This is a genomic window from Polynucleobacter sp. P1-05-14, assembly GCF_018881675.1.
Taxonomy (GTDB): domain Bacteria; phylum Pseudomonadota; class Gammaproteobacteria; order Burkholderiales; family Burkholderiaceae; genus Polynucleobacter.
The window spans coordinates 103,292-122,866 of the sequence record NZ_JACVPV010000006.1; the positions used below are offsets into that span (position 1 = coordinate 103,292).

Sequence of the window (19,575 nt, forward strand, 5' to 3'; positions counted from 1 at the left end):
AGCATGCGTCGGTCCATCACCCGTATTGCCCTTTTTATCCTATTAAATGGGATATTAAACAATACCTATGCGAACTTACTGAATTCAGCAGAGCAAAGATGGATCGATGCTCATCCCATAGTACGTTTTAGTATTCATGAAAAATATGCGCCTTACTTAGATGTGAATGGAAAGGGTGAGTCTGGAGTTTTTCATAGCCTTCTAAAAAAGCTCAGCGAATTTACCCAACAGGAGTTTTTACCGACGTGGCGAAAGAGTGATCAGGAGGGGCTTGAGCAACTAGCCAATGGAGAGGTAGATTTCATCATTGATCCGCCCGCTATAGATAATGAGTATCTGATGTTTGGGTCCTTATCAGAAGCAATCTTTTGGGGGCATGACGCTATTCTGACTAAACGGTCAAAAAACGATACGCCTATTGAGCCAATTAATATTGCCTACTTTGACCGTGGCTTTGAAAACCCGCCAATACCCAATCACCCCCAAGCTAGCGTATCCGGTCATGCAGAAAAATTAGTATTTGATCTTCTCAAAAACGATATTGAGGCGCTTGTCATACCGCTTCGTCTTGCGCAACAACTGATTCAGAAATTTAACGTAGATAAGTTACAAATTGATGGGCTTTACAGAAGAGAGCCCTTCAAATACCGTTGGCTTATCTCCAATCAAGATGAAGCTTTGCATGGAGTGCTTGAGCATTTTCTCAATAATCTAGATCCAATCGCATCACGAGGTCTTTTTAACATCAACGCATCTACTTTTGAAAGAGTCCACCCATCTGCACCCAACCATTTACCTTGGCTCTCCACTTTGGCAATCCTAGTGATAGGCTCTACCTTGCTTTGGCGCATGCATCAGAAACAATCACTTCAAAAGGAAGAGGCTCAAGAACTCATTTCATCGAAAGAGCAGGCAGAAAATGCAAACGCCGCAAAGTCTGCCTTCCTTGCCACCATGAGCCATGAAATTCGCACGCCCATGAATGCCATTTTAGGGGTGCAGGAGTTATTGCTTAGCAGCCCCCTACCTACAAATGAAAAAACTTTACTCAAGAGCGCGCACTCTTCAGCAGAATCTCTTCTAGGAATCCTAAACCAGGTTTTGGATCTATCAAAGATAGAGGCAGGCAAGCTTACGCTCAATATTGAGCCCTGCAATCTCAATGCTTTGATTGATGACATCGGTTCGGCATTCTCGACCGTGGCCCATAGACAGAGTCTCAAGCTACATACCTCAAAAGATCCACGCATTGCAGAAGTCTTGTTGTTAGATTCTTTACGTCTACGCCAAATACTGCAGAACCTGATTAGTAATGCCATTAAGTTCACCGATCATGGCGAAATCTACTTCTCTATCAGCGTGCTTGCAGATGATCATGCGGGGCAACTGATTGAATTCAGAGTCATTGATACCGGTGTTGGCATGTGTACAGAAGAAATTACCCTAGCACTGCAAGCTTTTGAGCAAATTCCGGGTAATAACGAACAAGTGAATGGCACTGGGCTTGGCCTAACCATTACCAATCACTTAGTTACCTCCATGAACAGCCAACTCTACTTTGAGAGCGCGCCTGGCTTTGGTAGCAATATTCATTTTTGCGTTGCGTTCCCACGTACCAGCATTGCTGCAACCAGAGCCTCTAGACCTGAACATTGCAATATATCCAGAAAGCTTGTCTCCAAGTGTGCTCAAAATAATGAGCGTCCATTACAAGCATTAGTTGTTGAAGATCATGCCGCAAGCCGCCAAATTATCTTTCTTCAACTTCAGGCGCTGGGTATTGAAGTATCAGTTTGCGATAACGCTACCACAGCTCTGGATCTCATCAGTCAAAAGTATTTTGATCTTCTGCTAACCGATCAGTCTATTCCAGGCATGCAGGGTTCAGAGCTTGCCAAACACATACGCAATACAGGCAATCAAGATCTCATCATCATCGGCATTACGGCAGATATCTATGCACTAGATTCGCGTCATCAATTCTTGGAGGCTGGCATGAATGGTGTTCTGATCAAACCATTAAGCCTCATGACTTTAGAGAATGAGCTTACTCGCTATTTCCAAGTCGAAGAATTAACTGGACCTCCAACTCAAACCAGAGGTCTGGAGGAGTATTCATTTGACGCCTTCGGAAATCTCCTCAGAAATAGCCCAGAGTACATTCTGGTCATTCTGGAAGAAATTAAAAAGGTGCATGATGAGACCCTTCTTTCACTGAGAAATGAAGCCGTAGATGAAGACGCCTTCAGAAGTATGATTCATAAAGTCAAAGGAGGGGCACAGCTCCTCAATGCCGAATACTTTACTAGAGCATGCGAAGCCCTAGAGCAAGAGAAGAATTTAGATACTCAAATTACCACCTTCATTCAATTACTGGAGGACCAAAATCTAATTATTACTAGGTATCAATCTCAATATGCAAAGCTTTAATCTTTGATGCGGTGGGTTTATCCTATGGGGGATGCGTTTTTCTCTTCTTCGCCCATCCGCTTTTATCGCAATCCTCCTTTGGACGGCTAGTTCTTTAGCCTTTGCCGGCGAGACTGCATCCCCAGTAATTCCACCATCCGTAGCGAGTAGCCTCGAGCGCAATCAAATACCTCTTGATGCCGTAAGCATTTCAGTTGTCGAGATCGAGCCTGCTCGCCCCGGAAAGAATGTAGCTAAGAAAGTTTTAGATTGGCGCGGTGGCGATCCAATGAACCCCGCTTCAACGATGAAGTTATTAACAACGCTTTCTGGTTTAGATGTCCTGGGTCCGCAATATCGTTGGCGCACTAATGTCTATACAGATGGAGTGATTCGTCAGGGGGTATTGAAAGGCAATCTCTATTTACAAGGTACGGGTGATCCAAAACTCGTTCCGGAAGAGCTAGCCAAGATGATGAAAGACCTTCAGGGTCTTGGTATTCAGAAGATTGATGGCAATCTATTCTTTGATCGTAGTGCTTATGCAGCTAGTGTCATGGAGCACAACACTATTGATGGCGAAGCTCTACGTGCATACAACGTTCCGCCAGATCCTCTGCTCTATGCATTTAGAACCCTGTCGTTTCAACTAGGTAAGTCACGCACCGCGAATTTTATTGACATTAGCTACACCCCTCCCCTCTCCCAGCTAAAGGTATCTAACCAAATGCAGTTGGTTGATCGCTCATGCGATAACTGGAAAAGCAATATCCGCTTTAATTTAGATCCGGAAGGTGTCACCAATACTGCTCAGCCTTTAACTGCACAGTTCTCTGGGGCGTTCCCAAGCTCCTGTAAGGGAGTGAACTTTAACGTTGTTGCGCTTGATGCCAACACCTTTCTAACGCAAGGATTTGCTGCTGCCTGGGAATTAGCTGGTGGCAGCTGGGCACAAGCTCCTATCGGCAAAGATGGCTCAGTTCCTTTAGCCGCTCGACTTCTATTGCAATTTGAAGGCAGCAAACTTGCCGATGATGTTGTAGACATCAACAAGTACTCCAATAACGTCATGGCTCGCCAAGTTCTTTTGACTATGGCTCTAGATAAGATGGGCAAACCTGCAACCACTGCCAATGGTGAGTTAGTCATTCAGAGCTGGCTCAAACAAAATGGTTTGGACTTTGAGGGCCTGGTGATCGAGAATGGTTCTGGCTTATCTCGCAATGAAGCAATCTCTGCAAGTCAGATGAATCAGCTCTTGCTCACTGCTCGCAATTTACCGGTAGGTGATATTTTTTATAGCAGCTTACCAATTGCTGGCACTGATGGCACGATGCGCAATCGACTGATGGTTCAACTGCGCAAGTTTTTACATCTCAAGAAAAAACCAGAAGCCAGAATTAAAACGGGCTCTCTTGCAGATGTGCGAGCGATCTCAGGCTATGTAATGAGTAAATCCGGAAAGATGTATGCAGTGACTTCATTCATCAACCACCCCAATGCCTGGAGGGGTCTAGAGGCGCACGATCAGTTGCTGTCGTGGCTGCTTGAAGATGGGCCAGAACCAAAGCATGCGCGCTGAAGACGATCTCTAACACCATCCCACTCCTCGCCCGCTGGCGGCTCAGGGAACAAAATCAAATCCCAGCCTTGCTGATCTAAATCACGCAAGGTGCGATATAGCTTGCTAGCAAATGCGGTTGGATCGCTAGACACAATCACCTCTTCAACATCTGTTGAAGGATGGTCCTCTAAAACCAAAGAAGACTCAGAATCCCATACCGCTACAGCGACGCGCGATTTAATATCCGGATATTCACTCAAGGCATCCAAGACACGACCTGGTGCATATAGGCGCAAAGGGGTAGTTGGTGCGTAATGGGCTTTGAGACTTCCAGATACCCTTGGTACATCTGCCGCCGCTTCATTGGCCGCTTCATTCCCTTTTACTTCTCCAGGCTGATAAACCTTCACACCTGTCTTAGCAAAGATTTCACTTGGAGTGATCGCGCCGGGTCTGAGTAGCACAGCCTTATCGCCAGATGACAAATCAATAATGGTTGACTCGATCCCGACTTCACAATCGCCACCATCTAGGACCATTAAATCCAACATACCCTCGAACTCATTACGGACGTCTGCAGCACTCGTAGGAGACACCTTACCAAAGCGGTTGGCTGATGGCGCAACAACTCCGCCTTTAAATTTACGTAATAACTCTTGAGCAACAGGATGAGAAGGAGCCCGAATCGCTACCGTATCTTGGCCGCCAGTCAGCTCATTTAAAACACTTTTATCTTTCTTGAAGACCAAGGTTAATGGTCCCGGCCAAAAAACATTAATGAGCTTTAAAGATTCCTCGGATAAATCTCTTACCCACGGCGCCAAGAGCGCAACCCAGTCAACTTGAGTTTGATCAAATTTATCTGGCGCAGCTACGTGAACAATTAAAGGGTGATTTGATGGACGACCCTTAGCGGTAAAGATTTTCTTAATCGCTTCAGGATTTTTAGCATCCGCGCCCAAGCCATAAACAGTCTCAGTAGGAAAGGCAACCAACCCACCGTCACGCAAGCTTTGTACTGCCTCATTAATCACTACAGTAGATTGCAAGTGGTTACTGTCTGCGGACATTTCTAGGGCTCGATCCCTAATTCAGTAGCAACAGCTGCGCAATTTTGGCGAGCTTCATTGAGGGCTTCACCTAAGCAGTTAATGTGACCCATTTTTCTACCAATGCGTGGCGCAGACTTGCCATATAGATGCAGCTTTGCATCGGGGTGAGCGAGTACTTTATTCCAAGCAGGCTCTTTTGGTTGGTCTTCACTACCTTCAAACCAAAGATCGCCCAATAAGTTCAACATGGATACGGGCGCTAACTGACGGGTATCACCCAATGGCAGCCTAGCCATGGCTCTCACCTGCTGCTCAAACTGGCTGCTCACACAAGCATCCATGGTGTAGTGGCCTGAGTTATGTGGGCGTGGCGCGATTTCATTAGCGACGATGTCGCCGTTCTTCAGTACAAAGAATTCCACACAAAGAACACCAACGTAATCGATCTTCCGAATGAGCGCCTTTGCTGCATCAATGATTTTCTTTTCTTGAGCAGGCTTCAGTGAAGGGGCTGGCACAGTCGAGGTATGCAAAATACCATCGCGATGGATGTTTTGGGCTACCGGATAAGCCACCACAGCATCATCATAACCACGCACTACCAAAGCCGACACTTCAAAATCCAATTCCATGCGCTTTTCTAAAACGCAAGGTACGCGCCCGAACGCATTCCATGCAGTAGTTAACTCTTCTGCGCTATACACAGTCGCCTGACCTTTACCGTCATAGCCCATGCGCGCAGTCTTTAAGATTCCGGGAAAGAACTCCTTTGGAGTATGGGCAATATCAGCCTCATGCTCAATCACAAAGTTAGGAGCCGGACCAATATTGGTTTCTGACTTCCAAGTGGCTAAGAAATTTTTCTCAGCAATGCGATTTTGGGCAAGAGAAACACAGCTACTGCGTGGCGCCACAAATACACCCAAGGATTCCAACTCATCCAAGGCTTGTGCTGGAACATTTTCAAATTCAGTGCTCACTGATGAACACAATGCAGCCATCTCTTTTAAAGCGGCGCTGTCAGTGTATTGCGCTTGAATAAATTTTTCGGCAATGGAGCCTGCGGGACTATCAGAACCAGGGTCGAGCACGCAAACCTTGTAGCCCATTGCTTGAGCGGCCTGAGTAAACATCCGCCCCAATTGACCGCCACCTAAAATTCCTAAATACGAACCCGGCAAAATGGGTTCCATACGATCTGCCATGTAATTAATATCCCGGCAAATTCATTGAACGCGCGGTATCAGACTGCTTGGCACGGAAATCTTCTAAGCGCTTTGCTAAATCAGCATCATGCAAAGCTAAACCAGCAATCACATGCAAGGCAGCATTCGCTGCACCAGCTTCACCAATCGCAAAAGTAGCAACCGGAACACCTTTAGGCATCTGCACAATAGAGAAGAGAGAATCTTCACCACGCAAATATTTACTGGCAACAGGTACGCCATAAACAGGAACAATCGTTTTTGATGCGAGCATGCCTGGTAAATGGGCCGCACCACCTGCTCCAGCAATGATTGCCTGCAAGCCATTAGCTTGGGCTTTTTCTGCATACTGAAACATATCATCTGGCATGCGATGTGCGGAGAGTACTTTTGCCTCGTGCGCAATACCAAATAGCTCAAGCATTTGAGCAGCGTGCTGCATGGTGTCCCAATCTGAATTGGATCCCATCACTATTCCGACGATTGGCTTCTTGCTCATTTACCTCTCCAAATGCCTTATAACCATTAAGGGCTCTATTATCCCTGACTCAAGAAGTCTCAGTAAGACGGGTAAGCGCTTCACGATACTTCTGGGCAGTCTTTTCAATCACATCCGCTGGCAATTGCGGCGCAGGAGCGGTTTTAGGCCATAACTTACCATTCACCATAGCAGTTTCAAGCCAATCGCGCACAAACTGCTTGTCATAAGAAGGTGGGTTTGAACCTACATAGTAGGTCTCCGCAGGCCAAAAACGTGAAGAGTCAGCCGTCAGGATCTCATCCATCAATACCAATTGTCCATTGGCATCAAGTCCAAATTCAAACTTGGTATCGGCAATGATGATTCCACGAGTAGCAGCGTACTCAGAAGCCTCTTTGTACAAACGAATACTGACTTCACGAATTTGATTGGCTAACTTTTCACCAATGAGTTCGATGACTTTTTCAAATGAGATATTTTCATCATGCTGACCAAACTCCGCTTTAGCTGCAGGAGTAAAAATAGGCTCAGGTAATTTCTGGGCATTCTCCATGCCTTCCGGCAAAGCAATACCGCAGACCTTGCCAGTTTCTTTGTAGTCTTTCCAGCCACTACCAGCTAAATAACCACGAACTACTGCCTCAACCAAAATTGGCTTTAAGCGTTTAGCAACTACCGCACGACCTTTGACTTGGCTAATCTCATCCACTGCCACTACAGTAGCTGGATCAATACCAGTTAAATGATTGGGAATCACAGCAGCCAATTTATCGAACCAAAAATTAGCCATTTGATTGAGAACTACGCCCTTCTCTGGAATGGGCTCGCCCATCACCACATCAAACGCAGAAAGACGGTCAGTAGTAATCATCAGCAACTTGTCGTCATCTAATGCATAAACATCGCGCACTTTGCCTTTAGACAACAAAGGCAATGACTTAATAGAGGTAGCGTACAAAGCGGACATATTTAAATCACTTCACAATTTGAGTTAATTTGCCGCTCTTATATAGCTCAGCCATCTTCTCTAAAGAAATCGGTTTAATTTTGGAGGCTTGACCAGCAGAACCAAAAGCCTGGAAACGCGCAATACAGACCTTCTTAGCGGCTTCACGGGCTGGCTTCAAATAATCGCGTGGGTCAAACTTGCTTGGATTTTCAATCAAATAACGACGAATTGCACCAGTCATTGCTAAGCGGATATCCGTATCGATATTGATCTTGCGCACTCCATTCTTGATGCCCTCTTGAATCTCTTCAACAGGTACGCCATAGGTCTCTTTCATATCACCACCAAATTCACGGATCTCAGCGAGCAACTCTTGCGGAACACTAGAAGAACCATGCATTACCAAATGTGTATTGGGAATACGCGCATGAATTTCTTTAATGCGATCGATTGCCAAAATATCACCTGTTGGCTTTTTGGTGAACTTGTATGCCCCATGGCTAGTACCAATCGCAATAGCTAAAGCATCGCACTGAGTGGCCTTCACAAAATCAGCAGCCTGCTCAACGTCAGTCAGTAATTGCTCACGAGTCATCTTGCCGTCAGCGCCATGACCGTCTTCTTTGTCACCTTGCATAGTCTCTAGCGAGCCCAATACACCTAATTCAGCCTCAACCGTAACTCCAATAGAGTGAGAGAACTTCACTACTTCTTTGGATACGTCGACGTTGTACTCGTAGCTAGCAACACTTTTACCATCGGCCTCTAAGGAACCATCCATCATCACACTGGTAAAGCCACTCTTAATCGCAGCCATACACACTGCCGGGCTTTGGCCATGGTCTTGATGCATCACAACCGGAATATGCGGGTACGCCTCAACCGCAGCAGAAATCAGGTGGCGCAAGAACGCCTCACCAGCATATTTACGTGCGCCTGCTGAAGCTTGCATGATGACTGGGGAGTCTGCTTCATTTGCTGCTTCCATAATCGCCGTTACTTGCTCTAAGTTGTTCACGTTAAATGCTGGTAGGCCGTAACCGTTTTCAGCAGCATGATCCAAGAGTTGTCTTAAAGATACTAAAGCCATGATGTTCTCTTAATAAATAGTAATGAAGTTAAAAATAAATCTGTTTTGAATCTTTTTCAATGTGAATTACTTCACATGAATAATTTTGAGCGTATTGGTACCACCGGGCTCACCCATGGGCTCACCTGAAGTGAGCACAACGGTATCGCCCTTTTTGACTGCGCCCGATTTTTGCAAGCAGGCCTCGACCTCTTGCAAAGCAGTGTCACGATCCTTGGTGTAATCCAAACCGATCGGAGTGACGTTGCGATAAGTGCTTAACGCCCTCTGTGTGGCGATCTTGGAGGTCAATGCAAAAATCGGGACGTGAATATTGTGACGACTCATCCAAATGGCTGTTGAACCAGAGTCAGTTAAAGCTGCGATAGCATCGGCATTTAAATGATGGGCAGTAAACAGGGCTCCCAGGGCAATCGTTTGATCGATGCGAGTAAAGGTCTGATCCAAGAAGTCGGTGTCGAGTTTCACGCGATCTGACTTTTCTGCTTCAACACAGATCTCTGCCATCGCTTTAATAGTTTGCACTGGATACATGCCAGCAGCAGACTCAGCAGACAACATGACTGCATCAGTGCCGTCCAATACTGCATTAGCAACGTCGCTAACTTCAGCACGTGTTGGTACTGGCGCATTAATCATCGACTCCATCATTTGCGTAGCGGTAATCGTAAATTTGTCCGCCTCACGCGCCCAAGCAATCATGCGCTTTTGTAATGCAGGCACTGCTGCATTACCCACTTCAATAGCGAGATCCCCACGAGCAACCATGATGCCGTCACTCTCAGCAATAATGCTTTTAAGGGCTCCAGGCTCAATCGCTTCAGCGCGCTCTACCTTGGCAATGGTTCTGACTTTACCAACACCATACTTAGCGCTAGCGGCATCAGCCAACTTACGAGCATAGGCCATATCAGCGCCATCCTTAGGAAAGCTGATTGCTAAGAAATCTACGCCCATTGAAATTGCGGCATCTAAGTCAGCAATATCTTTTTCGGTAAGCGCAGGTGCAGTCAAACCACCACCAGCACGATTAATACCTTTGTTATTGGAGAGTGGTCCACCCTGCTCAACGAGAGTAAATATCTCACCACCCTTAACGCTCTCAACTGTCAGCACCACTAAACCATCATTTAACAAAAGACGGTCGCCCGGCTTTACATCGCCTGGTAACTCCTTGTAGTCAAGACCAACGCACCCTTGGCTACCCATCTCGCAATTAACATCGAGAGTAAATTTGTCCCCTACTTTCAGAAGGATTTTGCTATCCGCAAATTTACCCACACGAATTTTGGGGCCCTGTAAGTCGGCCATGATGCCAACCTCTTTGCCCACTTCAGCGGAGATAGTTCGCACCAAGTCATGACGAGCTTTATGGTCAGCAACGGTACCGTGAGAGAAATTCATGCGCACTACATCTACACCCGCACGAATCATGTCACGCAACACTTCAGGCCTCTCAGAAGCAGGTCCTAAGGTTGCAATAATCTTGGTTGCTCTCAACATATTTAGTCTTTCGCTCTTTCGGCAAGTACTGCAAAGGCTGGCAAAGTTTTACCTTCCAAGAATTCTAAGAAGGCGCCGCCACCAGTGGAGATGTAATCCACTTGATTCTCGATACCGTACTTCGCAATTGCCGCCAAAGTATCGCCGCCACCAGCAATCGAAAATGCAGGTGAGTGCGCAATCGCAGCAGCTAACATCTTGGTGCCACCGCCAAATTGATCAATTTCAAATACACCCAATGGGCCATTCCAAACAATCGTGCCAGCATGAGCGAGCATGATGGATAAACGTGCAGCTGTCTTTGGGCCAATGTCCAAGATCATGTCATCTTCTGTAACCTGATCCGCAGGTACGCGGTTTGCACGGGCTAACGGAGACAATTCATTTGCAACCACAACATCCTCCGGAATCGGCACATGAGCGCCACGCTTTTCCATGATCTCCATAATCTCTCTCGCTTCATCAACTAAATCAGGCTCAGCGAGGGATTTACCAATAGGCAAACCTTTGGCCAGCATGAAGGTGTTCGCAATGCCGCCACCAACGATGAGCTCATCCACTTTCTCAGACAAGGCCTTCAAAATAGTAAGCTTGGATGAAACTTTAGACCCAGCAACAATGGCAACTAGAGGACGTTTTGGGCTGGCTAATGCGCGACTCAGCGCATCTAATTCGGCAGCCATCAAAGGGCCGGCACACGCTACTGGCGCAAACTTTGCTACACCGTAGGTAGTAGCCTCAGCACGATGTGCAGTACCAAATGCATCGTTGGCATACACATCACACAATGCAGCAATTTTTTTGGCCAGCTCGTCACTATTTTTTTTCTCACCGACATTCAATCGGCAGTTTTCCAGTAGGACTACCTCGCCTGGATTGACTTCAAAGCCACCATTTACCCAATCACTAATTAATGGAACTTTGCGATTCAGCAAAGCGGCAATACGATCGGCCACAGGCGCCAAACTATCTTCGGGTTTAAATTCTCCTTCGGTTGGACGACCTAAATGCGAAGTCACCATCACTGCCGCTCCAGCATCCAAACACATCTGCACAGCAGGCATCGATGCCCGAATACGCGTGTCTTCTGTAATGTTGCCTGCCTCATCTTGCGGAACGTTCAAATCGGCACGGATAAATACCCGCTTACCCTTTAATTGACCTGATTGGGCTAATTCACTTAAACGCTTAACTTTAAATAAGGATTCCGGCATGAGTTTTGGTAAATAAGTGGTTTATGGGGAATGTTCCATTCTAAAGGCTGTGGCCCATCCACACCCGAGGATCCAAGCCGACAGACTCCCCTGCCTGCTCTACAATAAGGACTTAAATGCATTCTGGGCCGGAAGACCAAAAACTGCCAGCCTAGTGCTCTGCTTAAACCGCTTTTACAGATACTTAATAGACACAAAAGGTAAAGAAAATGTCGATGTCCGACCGCGATGGCTTTATTTGGACTGATGGGAAGCTAATTCCTTGGCGCGAGGCCAATATTCACGTGTTAACCCATAGCCTGCACTATGGAATGGGCGTATTTGAGGGTATTCGAGCCTATAAAACCCCCCAGGGAACTGCGATTTTCCGCCTCCCAGAGCATGTAAAGCGCCTTTTTAACGGCACTAAGATCTTCCAAATGAACATGCCTTATAGCCCAGAAGAGATCACCAAGGGCATTATTGACGTGGTCAACAGCAATAAGCTCGAAGCCTGCTATATCCGCCCAATTATCTTTATCGGCTCCCAAAAACTGGGAATCTCCCCTAAAGGCAACAGCATCCACACCTCAATCGCCGCTTGGGAATGGGGTGCCTATTTGGGTGAAGATGGCCTAAATAAGGGTATTCGGGTTAAAACCTCCTCATTTACACGTCATTTCGTCAATTCTTCACTAGTTCGTGCCAAGGCATCGGGCTACTACATCAACTCCATTTTGGCCAACCAAGAGGTGACAGCCAATGGATATGACGAGGCTTTATTGCTTGATACCGAAGGTTACGTATCTGAAGGCTCCGGTGAAAACCTCTTTATGGTTCGCAACGGAGTTGTTTACACACCAGATTTAGCCTCATGCTTAGATGGCATCACACGTGACTCCGTTATCCAGATCGCCAAAGATCTTGGCTATGAAATTCGTGAAAAACGTCTGACTCGCGACGAAGTCTATTCTGCTGATGAGGCTTTCTTCACTGGTACTGCTGCTGAAGTAACTCCTATTCGCGAATTAGACGACCGCACCATTGGTGATGGCAAGCGTGGTCCTATCACTGAGAAAATTCAGAAGACGTATTTCGATGCGGTGTACGGCAGAAATGACCAATACAAATCTTGGCTCACTTACGTTAAATAATTTCAGCAATTAGGAAACAGCACATGACTCAAGCTCAAGTGGTTATGGTGGATGGCAAAGATTTACCTTTACATTGCCCCACCAATAAAACCCCAGCATGGAACTCACATCCACGCGTTTTTCTAGATATCACTGAGACCGGTGAAGCCAAGTGCCCATACTGTGGCACTGAGTACAAGCTCATCCCCGGCACTGAGCCGCACGGTCACTAAGCCTTATCAGCACCTCTTCTTGAGGTGCTGAGTCGGGATACATCACATGCACGGTATTCTGATCATTGCCCCAAACTGGATTGGGGATGCTGTGATGACTCAGCCATTATTGGCATCCCTCAAAGAACAATATCCAGAAGCCAACATTGATGTACTAGCCAGCACTTGGGTTGCTCCAATTTATCGTGCCTGCTCTGAAGTACATGAAGTTATCGAAGCTAAGTTTGAACACAAACAGCTACAGTGGAACTTACGCAAACAACTAGCAAAAGAGTTAGCGACAAGAAAATATAAAGCCTGCTTTGTTTTACCTAATAGCCTTAAGTCAGCACTCATCCCCTGGCTTGCTAATATTCCTTTTCGGGTTGGCTATCGCGGTGAATTACGCTTTGGCTTAATTAATTTATCACTAGATAACCCAAGTAAGGTAAATCGCCCACCTATGGTGGAGCACTATCTTGCATTAAGCCAACTTCTCAATGAAGGGCAGATTGCATCAACAGTCAGCAATTTTGTACCCAAGTTAAATGTATCCGCTACCGCCGATCAATCGGTACAGACCAAATTACTCAATGCCAAAGTTGATCCAACTAACCTCTACTTGATGTGCCCAGGCGCTGAATACGGCCCAACTAAACGCTGGCCCACAAGTCACTTTGCACAATTGGCGCAAAAACTCATTGCAAGCAATCCCCGTAGTCAAATCATTCTTTTGGGTAGCAAAGGTGACCACGCACTTGCCCAAGAAATTCAGTACGAGACAAAGCAAGATAGTCACATTCATAACTGGTGCGGGGATACTTCGCTTGATGAGGCGATTGCCCTGATTGGCATGAGTAAGGCGATTATCAGCAATGACTCCGGCTTAATGCATATTGCGGCAGCCCTCAGAACCCCTCAAGTTGCCATTTTTGGATCAAGCGACCCAGCCCATACCCCACCCTTGTCAGACAAAGCTAAGGTAATTTGGTTAAACCTCCCTTGTAGTCCCTGCCATAAAAGAGAATGTCCACTGGGTCACTTAAAGTGTCTAAACGACATCTTGCCGGAACAAGTATTCGCTACACTCAATACATCGCAGCAATAACTCAGGAACAGTAAGCCATGACCAAACTTGCCAGACTCTTTCATAGTGCGGATGATGTTGTTGAGGCATGGCGAGATGCCTTACGTCATCGTGATATTCAAGGTGCTTTGGATATTTGGTTGGATGATGACTCCATTACCTGCGTTCTACCGGAAGGTCATCGCCTAACAGGTCATGCAGAAATTCGTGAAGGCCTAGAGAGACTATTAGCCAAGCAACCTTTATTCTTAGAGCCTATTGCCTGTATTAGCCATTCCGTTTTAGGTGCTGCGGTATACGACACTACTGAAGCAGTTCATCTGAGAGCTGATCAAGTGGAAGCAGAATTTTTTCTGAATATCACTCTCGTGCTTTTACAAGACAGTCAAGGCTGGCGTATCGCGCATTTACATGCCAGTCACTCCACAGAAGATACCTTTGACGCGCCGTCTACACCACACGGTTTGCATTAAACATCATGGATGATCAAGTGCTTCGGTCACTCATAAAGTGGCCTAATGTACCTGATTGCTATGGTTGGCTTGCTTTAGATCGCCGCGGTCAATGGCGCATGCGGGATGAGTTCACGCAACAAAATTATCTTCCTGGGCAAGTGATTCAACATGCTAGCCTCAATGAATTCATTATTCGAAACTATGCTTGCGATGAGATTGGCAGATACTTCTTCCAGAATGGCCCGCAACGCGTTTTTATTACCCTAGATGCAACCCCTTGGATAGCTCGAATCATCCCAAGTGAAACCGGTCAGCATCTGATAAATCAATGCCATCAAACCATGGAGCCTGCTGCTGCACTAAGCGATGAAAAAGGCAATATTTATATTGTTGGCACAGTAGATCAAACGATTTATGGCAACAATAAAAGCATTAGCAATAACAATCAATTTATTAGAAGAGATAGCCAAACGGTCGCCTTATTGCATGACCATGATTTAGAGCATTTTTCTGAGCTAGCTAAGTTACGCGAAGAGGCTTGTAGCTTTGGCGGCTCTTGGAATTGGCAAGGAAAACAACTGCCTCTAGACCCCATTCATTCTGATGAACTCGCCTCTCGCTTTAACTATATAGCGCAGCCACGGCCTTAGCCAGGCATCTGCTTGCCTTGCTCCTTGAGCTCATCTTGATACTGGCGCTGCATTTCTCGTAAACGGGCATCAATGCTCGAGCCTTGATAAAAATCGGCGCCACCTGCTGATCTAGCAATACGGAGTTGTTCAATTGCCGAAGGCCAAGCGCCCTCAAGAGCGTATTTTTCTCCGAGCGCGTAATGACGCATGGGAATATTGCCGGCTTGATCATAGGATTGAGATAGTAGATTCCACCACACTACTTCGTTAGGCTGAGCTCTCGTGCGCGCCTTTAACCAAGTAATCGCATCATTGGTGCGGCCGAGTTTTAAATCCGCATTAATCATGGCGGCACCAGCAGCGTATGACTGGGGGTAAGCACGCAAAGTCGCTTGGGCTATTTGCAATGCCTCCTCCCCTTTGCCTTTTGCCAGGGCAAGCTCAGAGGCAGTGATATCCAGAGATAGACTCTGTCTTTGAATAGGTGATCCTGGTGCACTTGCCTTCTGAGCTAGATTGCGGGCTTGCTGCAAATCAGCCTCTGCTTGGTCTATTTTTCCTTGACGTTGCGCTATCAAGGCTAGTCCATAAAAACCCTCTAACTGCTTACCAATCGGCTGCTGTTTACTCAAACTCTCAAAGGTATTTTTTAAGTCGTACATTCCACTAGATGTTCCAGCCTGCTCCATGCGCGCACGAGCCTTAATGAAATAGAACTCGACCGACGTAGGCACATTACGCGTTGCAACAGTGCGCGCCCTATCTTGCATATCTGCAATACGGTCGGTTGTTAAAGGATGGGTGCGCACATAAGTAGGCACCCCCTTATCCATAATGCCGGTGGCTTTTTGTAAGCGTTGAAAAAATCCTGGCGCGCCATTGACATCATATCCACTGGCATCTAATATCTGAAAGCCAACACGATCAGCCTCGCGCTCGGCGTCTCTCGAATAAGAGAGTTGATTATTCACTGCCACTGCTTGCCCACCTTGCATCAAGCCAGCTCCGGCCTGCGGGTTGCGAGACATTGCCAATGCACCGAGCACCATACCGGCAATGGCAATCATGGTATTGGTTGTTTGCTTATCCATCTGACGTGCCAAATGGCGCTGCAAAACGTGGCCAGTTTCATGACCCATTACAGAGGCAACTTCAGAATCCGATTCGGCACTCACAATCAAACCCGTATGAAATCCAATAAATCCACCAGGTAATGCAAACGCATTTATGCTGCTGTCTTTAACAGCAAATACCTCAAAGTTATAGGCGCCACTTCCCTGTTCATTAGCGCCACCAAGTTGTAACTTTTTAGCGGCTTGTAATAAGCGACGCTCCATCTGATTTAAAAAATCGTAGAGCGGCAAATCATTTGAATAATCGGGATCTGGACGAATCTGGCGCATGATCATCTCGCCATACTTACGCTCGTCCACTCGACTTAAGGCATCGCCACCTGGATCACCCATATCTGGCAAAACAATAGTGGGCTGACTTTGAATCGTGCTACGCGTCAGCGCATTAGTAGGGCGAGCGTCTGGTGATTGCATTGCCCTACCGATATTCTGAATAGCGGCTGAATTACCCTCTACTGACACATCACCAGCAGGGGTAGCTGCATATGCAGGGAACCCAGAGCAAGCCAATCCCAGCATCAGCTGAATAGCCAAAGCGCGGTACAAAAAAGAGGTTTTTGGAACTGACTTCATGTCTTGCATCTCTATATGGTAAAACTTATCCCATGAACAAACTAACTCATTTTGATGCCAGCGGGCAAGCCCAGATGGTAAACGTTGGCGATAAACCGAATACCCACCGCATAGCCATTGCCACCGGCAAGATCACCATGTTTCCCGAAACCTTCAAGATGGTAGAGGCTGGCACCCACAAAAAGGGTGATGTTTTAGGAATCGCCAGAATTGCAGGTATTCAGGCATCCAAGAGAACATCAGACCTCATTCCTTTATGCCATCCGCTTGCGCTAACTCACGTTAGCCTGGAGTTCCAAACCAATCCAAGTGAAAACAGCATCAGCTGCCAAGTCAGAACAGAAACCACCGGGCCAACCGGCGTAGAAATGGAAGCGCTCACTGCAGTCCAAGTCGCCCTTCTCACAATCTACGATATGTGCAAAGCAGTAGACCGAGGGATGGTCATGGGTGATGTCAAACTACTTGAGAAAAGTGGCGGCAAGAGCGGGGAATGGAAGGCCGCTTGAATTCTCCAATTCAACAATAAAAAGCCGCTCATGAAGCGGCTCTTTATTTAGTTCCTTATTTACTTATTCTGCATTCTGAAGGCAGTAACTGCGGTATCAGATTAGTCTCCGAAGACCTACATGACCAACCACCCGCCCAAGTTGCTCCCTCTGGCCTGGACAAATCAATGGGCTTAGGCGAATTTGCATCCGGCTCGTTAGTTGGCACTAAATGAAGTGTATTTTTACCTTCAGGCGCCACGCTGACTTGATAGTCAATCGCAATCGCACCCGAGGGTGTGATCTCAATTAACTTAACGCTGCGTGTTGGCGTAAAAGTAAAAGCGCCATTCGTTGCATCATCCATCGGAACAGTGCCGCGACTTGCAAAAGCTTCTGTCACCGCAAGCTTAGCGCTTGAGGATAAATTCATACCTTCTACAACCCTACTTCGAGCAATGTAGTCTTGATACTGAGGAACGGCTACCGCAACCAAAATGCCAATGATGGCCACAACCACCATTACCTCAATCAAGGTAAATCCAACTTCTTCACTGTTTTCTAGTTTTTGAATATCTTGAATCTGCATATTTTCTAGCTCCCGGGGTCAAATGCCTCATCATCGAGTCTAAACCTTTAATTCTCAAGATATTCAGTCGTAAAAAAAGCCAGCTTTTATCGCTGGCTTTTCTGATTCGGGAGAAGGCTGAAGAATCTTATGCTTTAGCGCGATTCTTTTTCTTCAAATAGGTACCAAGCAAGATCACAATAGCAACTCCAATGCCCTCAAAAATCATGTGAGCATCTTCCATTGCGCCTTGAATAGAATCTTTGATTGCCGGGTCTTCCACCAACATACCGCCAGCCAATAGACCTAATAAACCAGCCCCCAAAGTAATGATGACAGGGAAGCGATCCATCACCTTTAAAAGCATAGTGCTACCAAAGATGATCAACGGGATAGAAAGACCAAGACCAATGATTAAAAGGGCTAAACGAGTTTCTTCAGGACCCTTTTGAGCAGCGGCAGCTACAGCAATAACGTTGTCCAAACTCATCACTAAGTCAGCTACCAATATTGTGCGTATCGCGCCCCAGATATTAGAGTGGCCATCCATCTCAGCTTCATCATCGCTATCAGCTAATAATTGCACGCCAATGTAGACCAGCAAAATAGCGCCAACGATTTTTAGATAAGGAAGACTGAGGAGTTGTACCGCAGTGATTGTCAAAATCACACGTAAAATAATGGCTGCTGCACTACCCCAAAAAATTGCTTTCTTTTGTTGATTTGCTGGCAGATTGCGCGATGCCAATGCAATCACTACTGCGTTATCACCAGATAACAAAATGTTGGCAACAATGATTGACAAAAGTGAAGCCCAAAATGCAGGGCCTGAAAATACTGAAAAATCCATGAGTCGTCTCCCTACGTTATTTTTATGTTTTAACTGCTGACACTACAAAAAGGATGCTGTTTTATCAGCACCCTTTTCCTTATTACTAATTACAACATTGCCTTTAGTAAAGCAGCCATCTCTGAAGGGTTCTTCGTTACTTTGAAGCCACACTCTTCCATTACAGCAAGCTTGGCATCCGCAGTATCCGCACCACCAGAAATCAAGGCACCTGCGTGACCCATACGCTTGCCTGGAGGCGCTGTGACGCCGGCGATAAAGCCAACTACCGGCTTCTTCATATTTTCTTTGCACCAGCGAGCAGCTTCCGCCTCGTCTGGACCGCCGATTTCGCCAATCATGATCACAGCATCTGTTTCTGGATCTTCATTGAACATTCTCATGATGTCGATGTGCTTTAAGCCGTTAATTGGGTCGCCACCAATACCAACTGCTGTGGACTGACCTAAGCCAATAGCTGTCAACTGACCAACTGCTTCATAAGTCAATGTACCGGAACGGCTAACAACACCAATGCGGCCTTTCTTATGAATATGGCCAGGCATGATGCCGATCTTGAGTTCGTCTGGAGTGATGATGCCTGGGCAGTTAGGGCCCAGTAATAAAGTCTTCTTACCTCCAGCAGCTTCCTTAGCATGCATCTTGTTACGCACTTCAAGCATGTCGCGTACTGGAATGCCCTCAGTGATACAGATCACAAAGTCGAGGTCAGCTTCAACAGCTTCCCAAATCGCAGCAGCAGCACCAGGAGGCGGAACATAGATAACGGAAGTCGTTGCACCAGTTTGCTGAGCAGCTTCTTTAACAGTCCCATAAATAGGAATATTAAAAATAGACTCACCCGCTTTTTTAGGATTTACACCTGCAACAAAACAATTTTTACCGTTTGCGTATTCCTGACATTTTTCAGTATGGAACTGACCGGTCTTACCAGTAATACCTTGTGTAATGACTTTGGTGTTTTTATTGATCAAAATAGACATATTGAAATTCCTGGA

19 protein-coding genes are annotated in these 19,575 nt (G+C 46.3%); 8 read left to right on the forward strand and 11 right to left on the reverse strand.

Features of this window, described 5'->3' with window-relative positions; all coding sequences use genetic code 11:
• Nucleotides 1-3 precede the first annotated feature (3 nt).
• Both ICN37_RS04475 and dacB read left to right on the forward strand, forming a co-directional pair.
• Complete coding sequence (locus ICN37_RS04475) at nucleotides 4-2,430, forward strand: ATP-binding protein (RefSeq protein ID WP_216155174.1); 2,427 nt, start codon at nucleotides 4-6, stop codon at nucleotides 2,428-2,430.
• 31 nt (nucleotides 2,431-2,461) lie between these two features.
• Nucleotides 2,462-3,991 carry a D-alanyl-D-alanine carboxypeptidase/D-alanyl-D-alanine-endopeptidase gene (gene dacB, locus ICN37_RS04480; protein ID WP_216155176.1) on the forward strand — a complete coding sequence of 510 codons (1,530 nt, stop codon included), beginning with the start codon at nucleotides 2,462-2,464 and terminating at the stop codon, nucleotides 3,989-3,991.
• On the opposite strand, the gene ICN37_RS04485 is transcribed toward dacB, so the two are convergent.
• From ICN37_RS04485 to ICN37_RS04515, 7 genes are all read right to left on the reverse strand, one after another.
• A complete protein-coding gene (locus tag ICN37_RS04485; RefSeq protein WP_216155178.1) occupies nucleotides 3,937-5,043 on the reverse strand; it encodes an L-threonylcarbamoyladenylate synthase in 1,107 nt (368 codons plus the stop codon). The genes dacB and ICN37_RS04485 overlap by 55 nt on opposite strands.
• A gap of 2 nt (nucleotides 5,044-5,045) precedes the next feature.
• On the reverse strand, nucleotides 5,046-6,230 hold the full coding sequence (locus tag ICN37_RS04490) for a 5-(carboxyamino)imidazole ribonucleotide synthase (protein ID WP_216155180.1): 1,185 nt from the start codon (nucleotides 6,228-6,230) through the stop codon (nucleotides 5,046-5,048).
• Between the two features lie 4 nt (nucleotides 6,231-6,234).
• Nucleotides 6,235-6,729, reverse strand: a complete 495-nt coding sequence (gene purE, locus ICN37_RS04495) for a 5-(carboxyamino)imidazole ribonucleotide mutase (protein WP_216155182.1) — start codon at nucleotides 6,727-6,729, stop codon at nucleotides 6,235-6,237.
• Between the two features lie 49 nt (nucleotides 6,730-6,778).
• Nucleotides 6,779-7,678 carry a phosphoribosylaminoimidazolesuccinocarboxamide synthase gene (locus tag ICN37_RS04500; protein WP_215320987.1) on the reverse strand — a complete coding sequence of 300 codons (900 nt, stop codon included), beginning with the start codon at nucleotides 7,676-7,678 and terminating at the stop codon, nucleotides 6,779-6,781.
• Between the two features lie 7 nt (nucleotides 7,679-7,685).
• On the reverse strand, nucleotides 7,686-8,750 hold the full coding sequence (gene fba, locus ICN37_RS04505; protein ID WP_215320989.1) for a class II fructose-bisphosphate aldolase: 1,065 nt from the start codon (nucleotides 8,748-8,750) through the stop codon (nucleotides 7,686-7,688).
• A 66-nt stretch (nucleotides 8,751-8,816) separates the two neighbouring features.
• The gene (gene pyk, locus ICN37_RS04510) at nucleotides 8,817-10,253 is read right to left on the reverse strand and encodes a pyruvate kinase (protein WP_216155184.1); all 1,437 of its coding nucleotides are present in this window, start codon (nucleotides 10,251-10,253) and stop codon (nucleotides 8,817-8,819) included.
• Between the two features lie 2 nt (nucleotides 10,254-10,255).
• On the reverse strand, nucleotides 10,256-11,467 hold the full coding sequence (locus tag ICN37_RS04515) for a phosphoglycerate kinase (protein ID WP_216155187.1): 1,212 nt from the start codon (nucleotides 11,465-11,467) through the stop codon (nucleotides 10,256-10,258).
• Nucleotides 11,468-11,676: 209 nt separating this feature from the next.
• On the opposite strand from ICN37_RS04515, the gene ICN37_RS04520 reads away from it, so the two are divergent.
• The 5 genes from ICN37_RS04520 to ICN37_RS04540 are packed head-to-tail and all read left to right on the forward strand — an operon-like array spanning nucleotide 11,677 to nucleotide 14,983.
• Entirely contained in the window at nucleotides 11,677-12,600 is a 924-nt protein-coding gene (locus ICN37_RS04520) for a branched-chain amino acid transaminase (protein WP_215320994.1), read from the forward strand.
• A 23-nt stretch (nucleotides 12,601-12,623) separates the two neighbouring features.
• On the forward strand, nucleotides 12,624-12,812 hold the full coding sequence (locus ICN37_RS04525; RefSeq protein WP_072582777.1) for a zinc-finger domain-containing protein: 189 nt from the start codon (nucleotides 12,624-12,626) through the stop codon (nucleotides 12,810-12,812).
• Between the two features lie 46 nt (nucleotides 12,813-12,858).
• A complete protein-coding gene (waaF, locus tag ICN37_RS04530; protein ID WP_216155189.1) occupies nucleotides 12,859-13,899 on the forward strand; it encodes a lipopolysaccharide heptosyltransferase II in 1,041 nt (346 codons plus the stop codon).
• Between the two features lie 17 nt (nucleotides 13,900-13,916).
• On the forward strand, nucleotides 13,917-14,351 hold the full coding sequence (locus tag ICN37_RS04535) for a nuclear transport factor 2 family protein (protein ID WP_216155191.1): 435 nt from the start codon (nucleotides 13,917-13,919) through the stop codon (nucleotides 14,349-14,351).
• A gap of 5 nt (nucleotides 14,352-14,356) precedes the next feature.
• Entirely contained in the window at nucleotides 14,357-14,983 is a 627-nt protein-coding gene (locus ICN37_RS04540; RefSeq protein ID WP_216155193.1) for a DUF2946 family protein, read from the forward strand.
• On the opposite strand, the gene ICN37_RS04545 is transcribed toward ICN37_RS04540, so the two are convergent.
• On the reverse strand, nucleotides 14,980-16,671 hold the full coding sequence (locus ICN37_RS04545) for a M48 family metalloprotease (protein ID WP_251368463.1): 1,692 nt from the start codon (nucleotides 16,669-16,671) through the stop codon (nucleotides 14,980-14,982). The genes ICN37_RS04540 and ICN37_RS04545 overlap by 4 nt on opposite strands.
• A gap of 32 nt (nucleotides 16,672-16,703) precedes the next feature.
• On the opposite strand from ICN37_RS04545, the gene moaC reads away from it, so the two are divergent.
• Nucleotides 16,704-17,180: a cyclic pyranopterin monophosphate synthase MoaC gene (gene moaC, locus ICN37_RS04550; RefSeq protein WP_216155195.1), complete on the forward strand. Its 477-nt coding sequence runs from the start codon at nucleotides 16,704-16,706 to the stop codon at nucleotides 17,178-17,180.
• A 55-nt stretch (nucleotides 17,181-17,235) separates the two neighbouring features.
• Here moaC and ICN37_RS04555 read toward each other — a convergent pair whose 3' ends face one another.
• From ICN37_RS04555 to sucD, 3 genes are all read right to left on the reverse strand, one after another.
• Nucleotides 17,236-17,748 carry a pilin gene (locus ICN37_RS04555; RefSeq protein WP_216155196.1) on the reverse strand — a complete coding sequence of 171 codons (513 nt, stop codon included), beginning with the start codon at nucleotides 17,746-17,748 and terminating at the stop codon, nucleotides 17,236-17,238.
• 127 nt (nucleotides 17,749-17,875) lie between these two features.
• The gene (locus tag ICN37_RS04560) at nucleotides 17,876-18,577 is read right to left on the reverse strand and encodes a TerC family protein (RefSeq protein ID WP_216155198.1); all 702 of its coding nucleotides are present in this window, start codon (nucleotides 18,575-18,577) and stop codon (nucleotides 17,876-17,878) included.
• A gap of 89 nt (nucleotides 18,578-18,666) precedes the next feature.
• Nucleotides 18,667-19,560 (reverse strand): succinate--CoA ligase subunit alpha, encoded by an 894-nt coding sequence (sucD, locus tag ICN37_RS04565; protein WP_011903666.1) that lies wholly within the window; start codon nucleotides 19,558-19,560, stop codon nucleotides 18,667-18,669.
• Between the last annotated feature and the right edge of the window lie 15 nt (nucleotides 19,561-19,575).

Coding starts and splice junctions, on each gene's coding strand:
- pyk (WP_216155184.1), bottom strand. CDS start 10,253: ATGTTGAGAGCAACCAAGATTATTGCAACCTTAGGACCTGCTTCTGAG.
- ICN37_RS04560 (WP_216155198.1), bottom strand. CDS start 18,577: ATGGATTTTTCAGTATTTTCAGGCCCTGCATTTTGGGCTTCACTTTTG.
- ICN37_RS04540 (WP_216155193.1), top strand. CDS start 14,357: ATGGATGATCAAGTGCTTCGGTCACTCATAAAGTGGCCTAATGTACCT.
- ICN37_RS04535 (WP_216155191.1), top strand. CDS start 13,917: ATGACCAAACTTGCCAGACTCTTTCATAGTGCGGATGATGTTGTTGAG.
- purE (WP_216155182.1), bottom strand. CDS start 6,729: ATGAGCAAGAAGCCAATCGTCGGAATAGTGATGGGATCCAATTCAGAT.
- ICN37_RS04520 (WP_215320994.1), top strand. CDS start 11,677: ATGTCGATGTCCGACCGCGATGGCTTTATTTGGACTGATGGGAAGCTA.
- fba (WP_215320989.1), bottom strand. CDS start 8,750: ATGGCTTTAGTATCTTTAAGACAACTCTTGGATCATGCTGCTGAAAAC.
- moaC (WP_216155195.1), top strand. CDS start 16,704: ATGAACAAACTAACTCATTTTGATGCCAGCGGGCAAGCCCAGATGGTA.
- ICN37_RS04525 (WP_072582777.1), top strand. CDS start 12,624: ATGACTCAAGCTCAAGTGGTTATGGTGGATGGCAAAGATTTACCTTTA.
- ICN37_RS04545 (WP_251368463.1), bottom strand. CDS start 16,671: ATGAAGTCAGTTCCAAAAACCTCTTTTTTGTACCGCGCTTTGGCTATT.
- ICN37_RS04500 (WP_215320987.1), bottom strand. CDS start 7,678: ATGTCCGCTTTGTACGCTACCTCTATTAAGTCATTGCCTTTGTTGTCT.
- ICN37_RS04485 (WP_216155178.1), bottom strand. CDS start 5,043: ATGTCCGCAGACAGTAACCACTTGCAATCTACTGTAGTGATTAATGAG.
- sucD (WP_011903666.1), bottom strand. CDS start 19,560: ATGTCTATTTTGATCAATAAAAACACCAAAGTCATTACACAAGGTATT.
- dacB (WP_216155176.1), top strand. CDS start 2,462: ATGCGTTTTTCTCTTCTTCGCCCATCCGCTTTTATCGCAATCCTCCTT.
- ICN37_RS04515 (WP_216155187.1), bottom strand. CDS start 11,467: ATGCCGGAATCCTTATTTAAAGTTAAGCGTTTAAGTGAATTAGCCCAA.
- ICN37_RS04490 (WP_216155180.1), bottom strand. CDS start 6,230: ATGGCAGATCGTATGGAACCCATTTTGCCGGGTTCGTATTTAGGAATT.
- ICN37_RS04475 (WP_216155174.1), top strand. CDS start 4: ATGCGTCGGTCCATCACCCGTATTGCCCTTTTTATCCTATTAAATGGG.
- waaF (WP_216155189.1), top strand. CDS start 12,859: ATGCACGGTATTCTGATCATTGCCCCAAACTGGATTGGGGATGCTGTG.
- ICN37_RS04555 (WP_216155196.1), bottom strand. CDS start 17,748: ATGCAGATTCAAGATATTCAAAAACTAGAAAACAGTGAAGAAGTTGGA.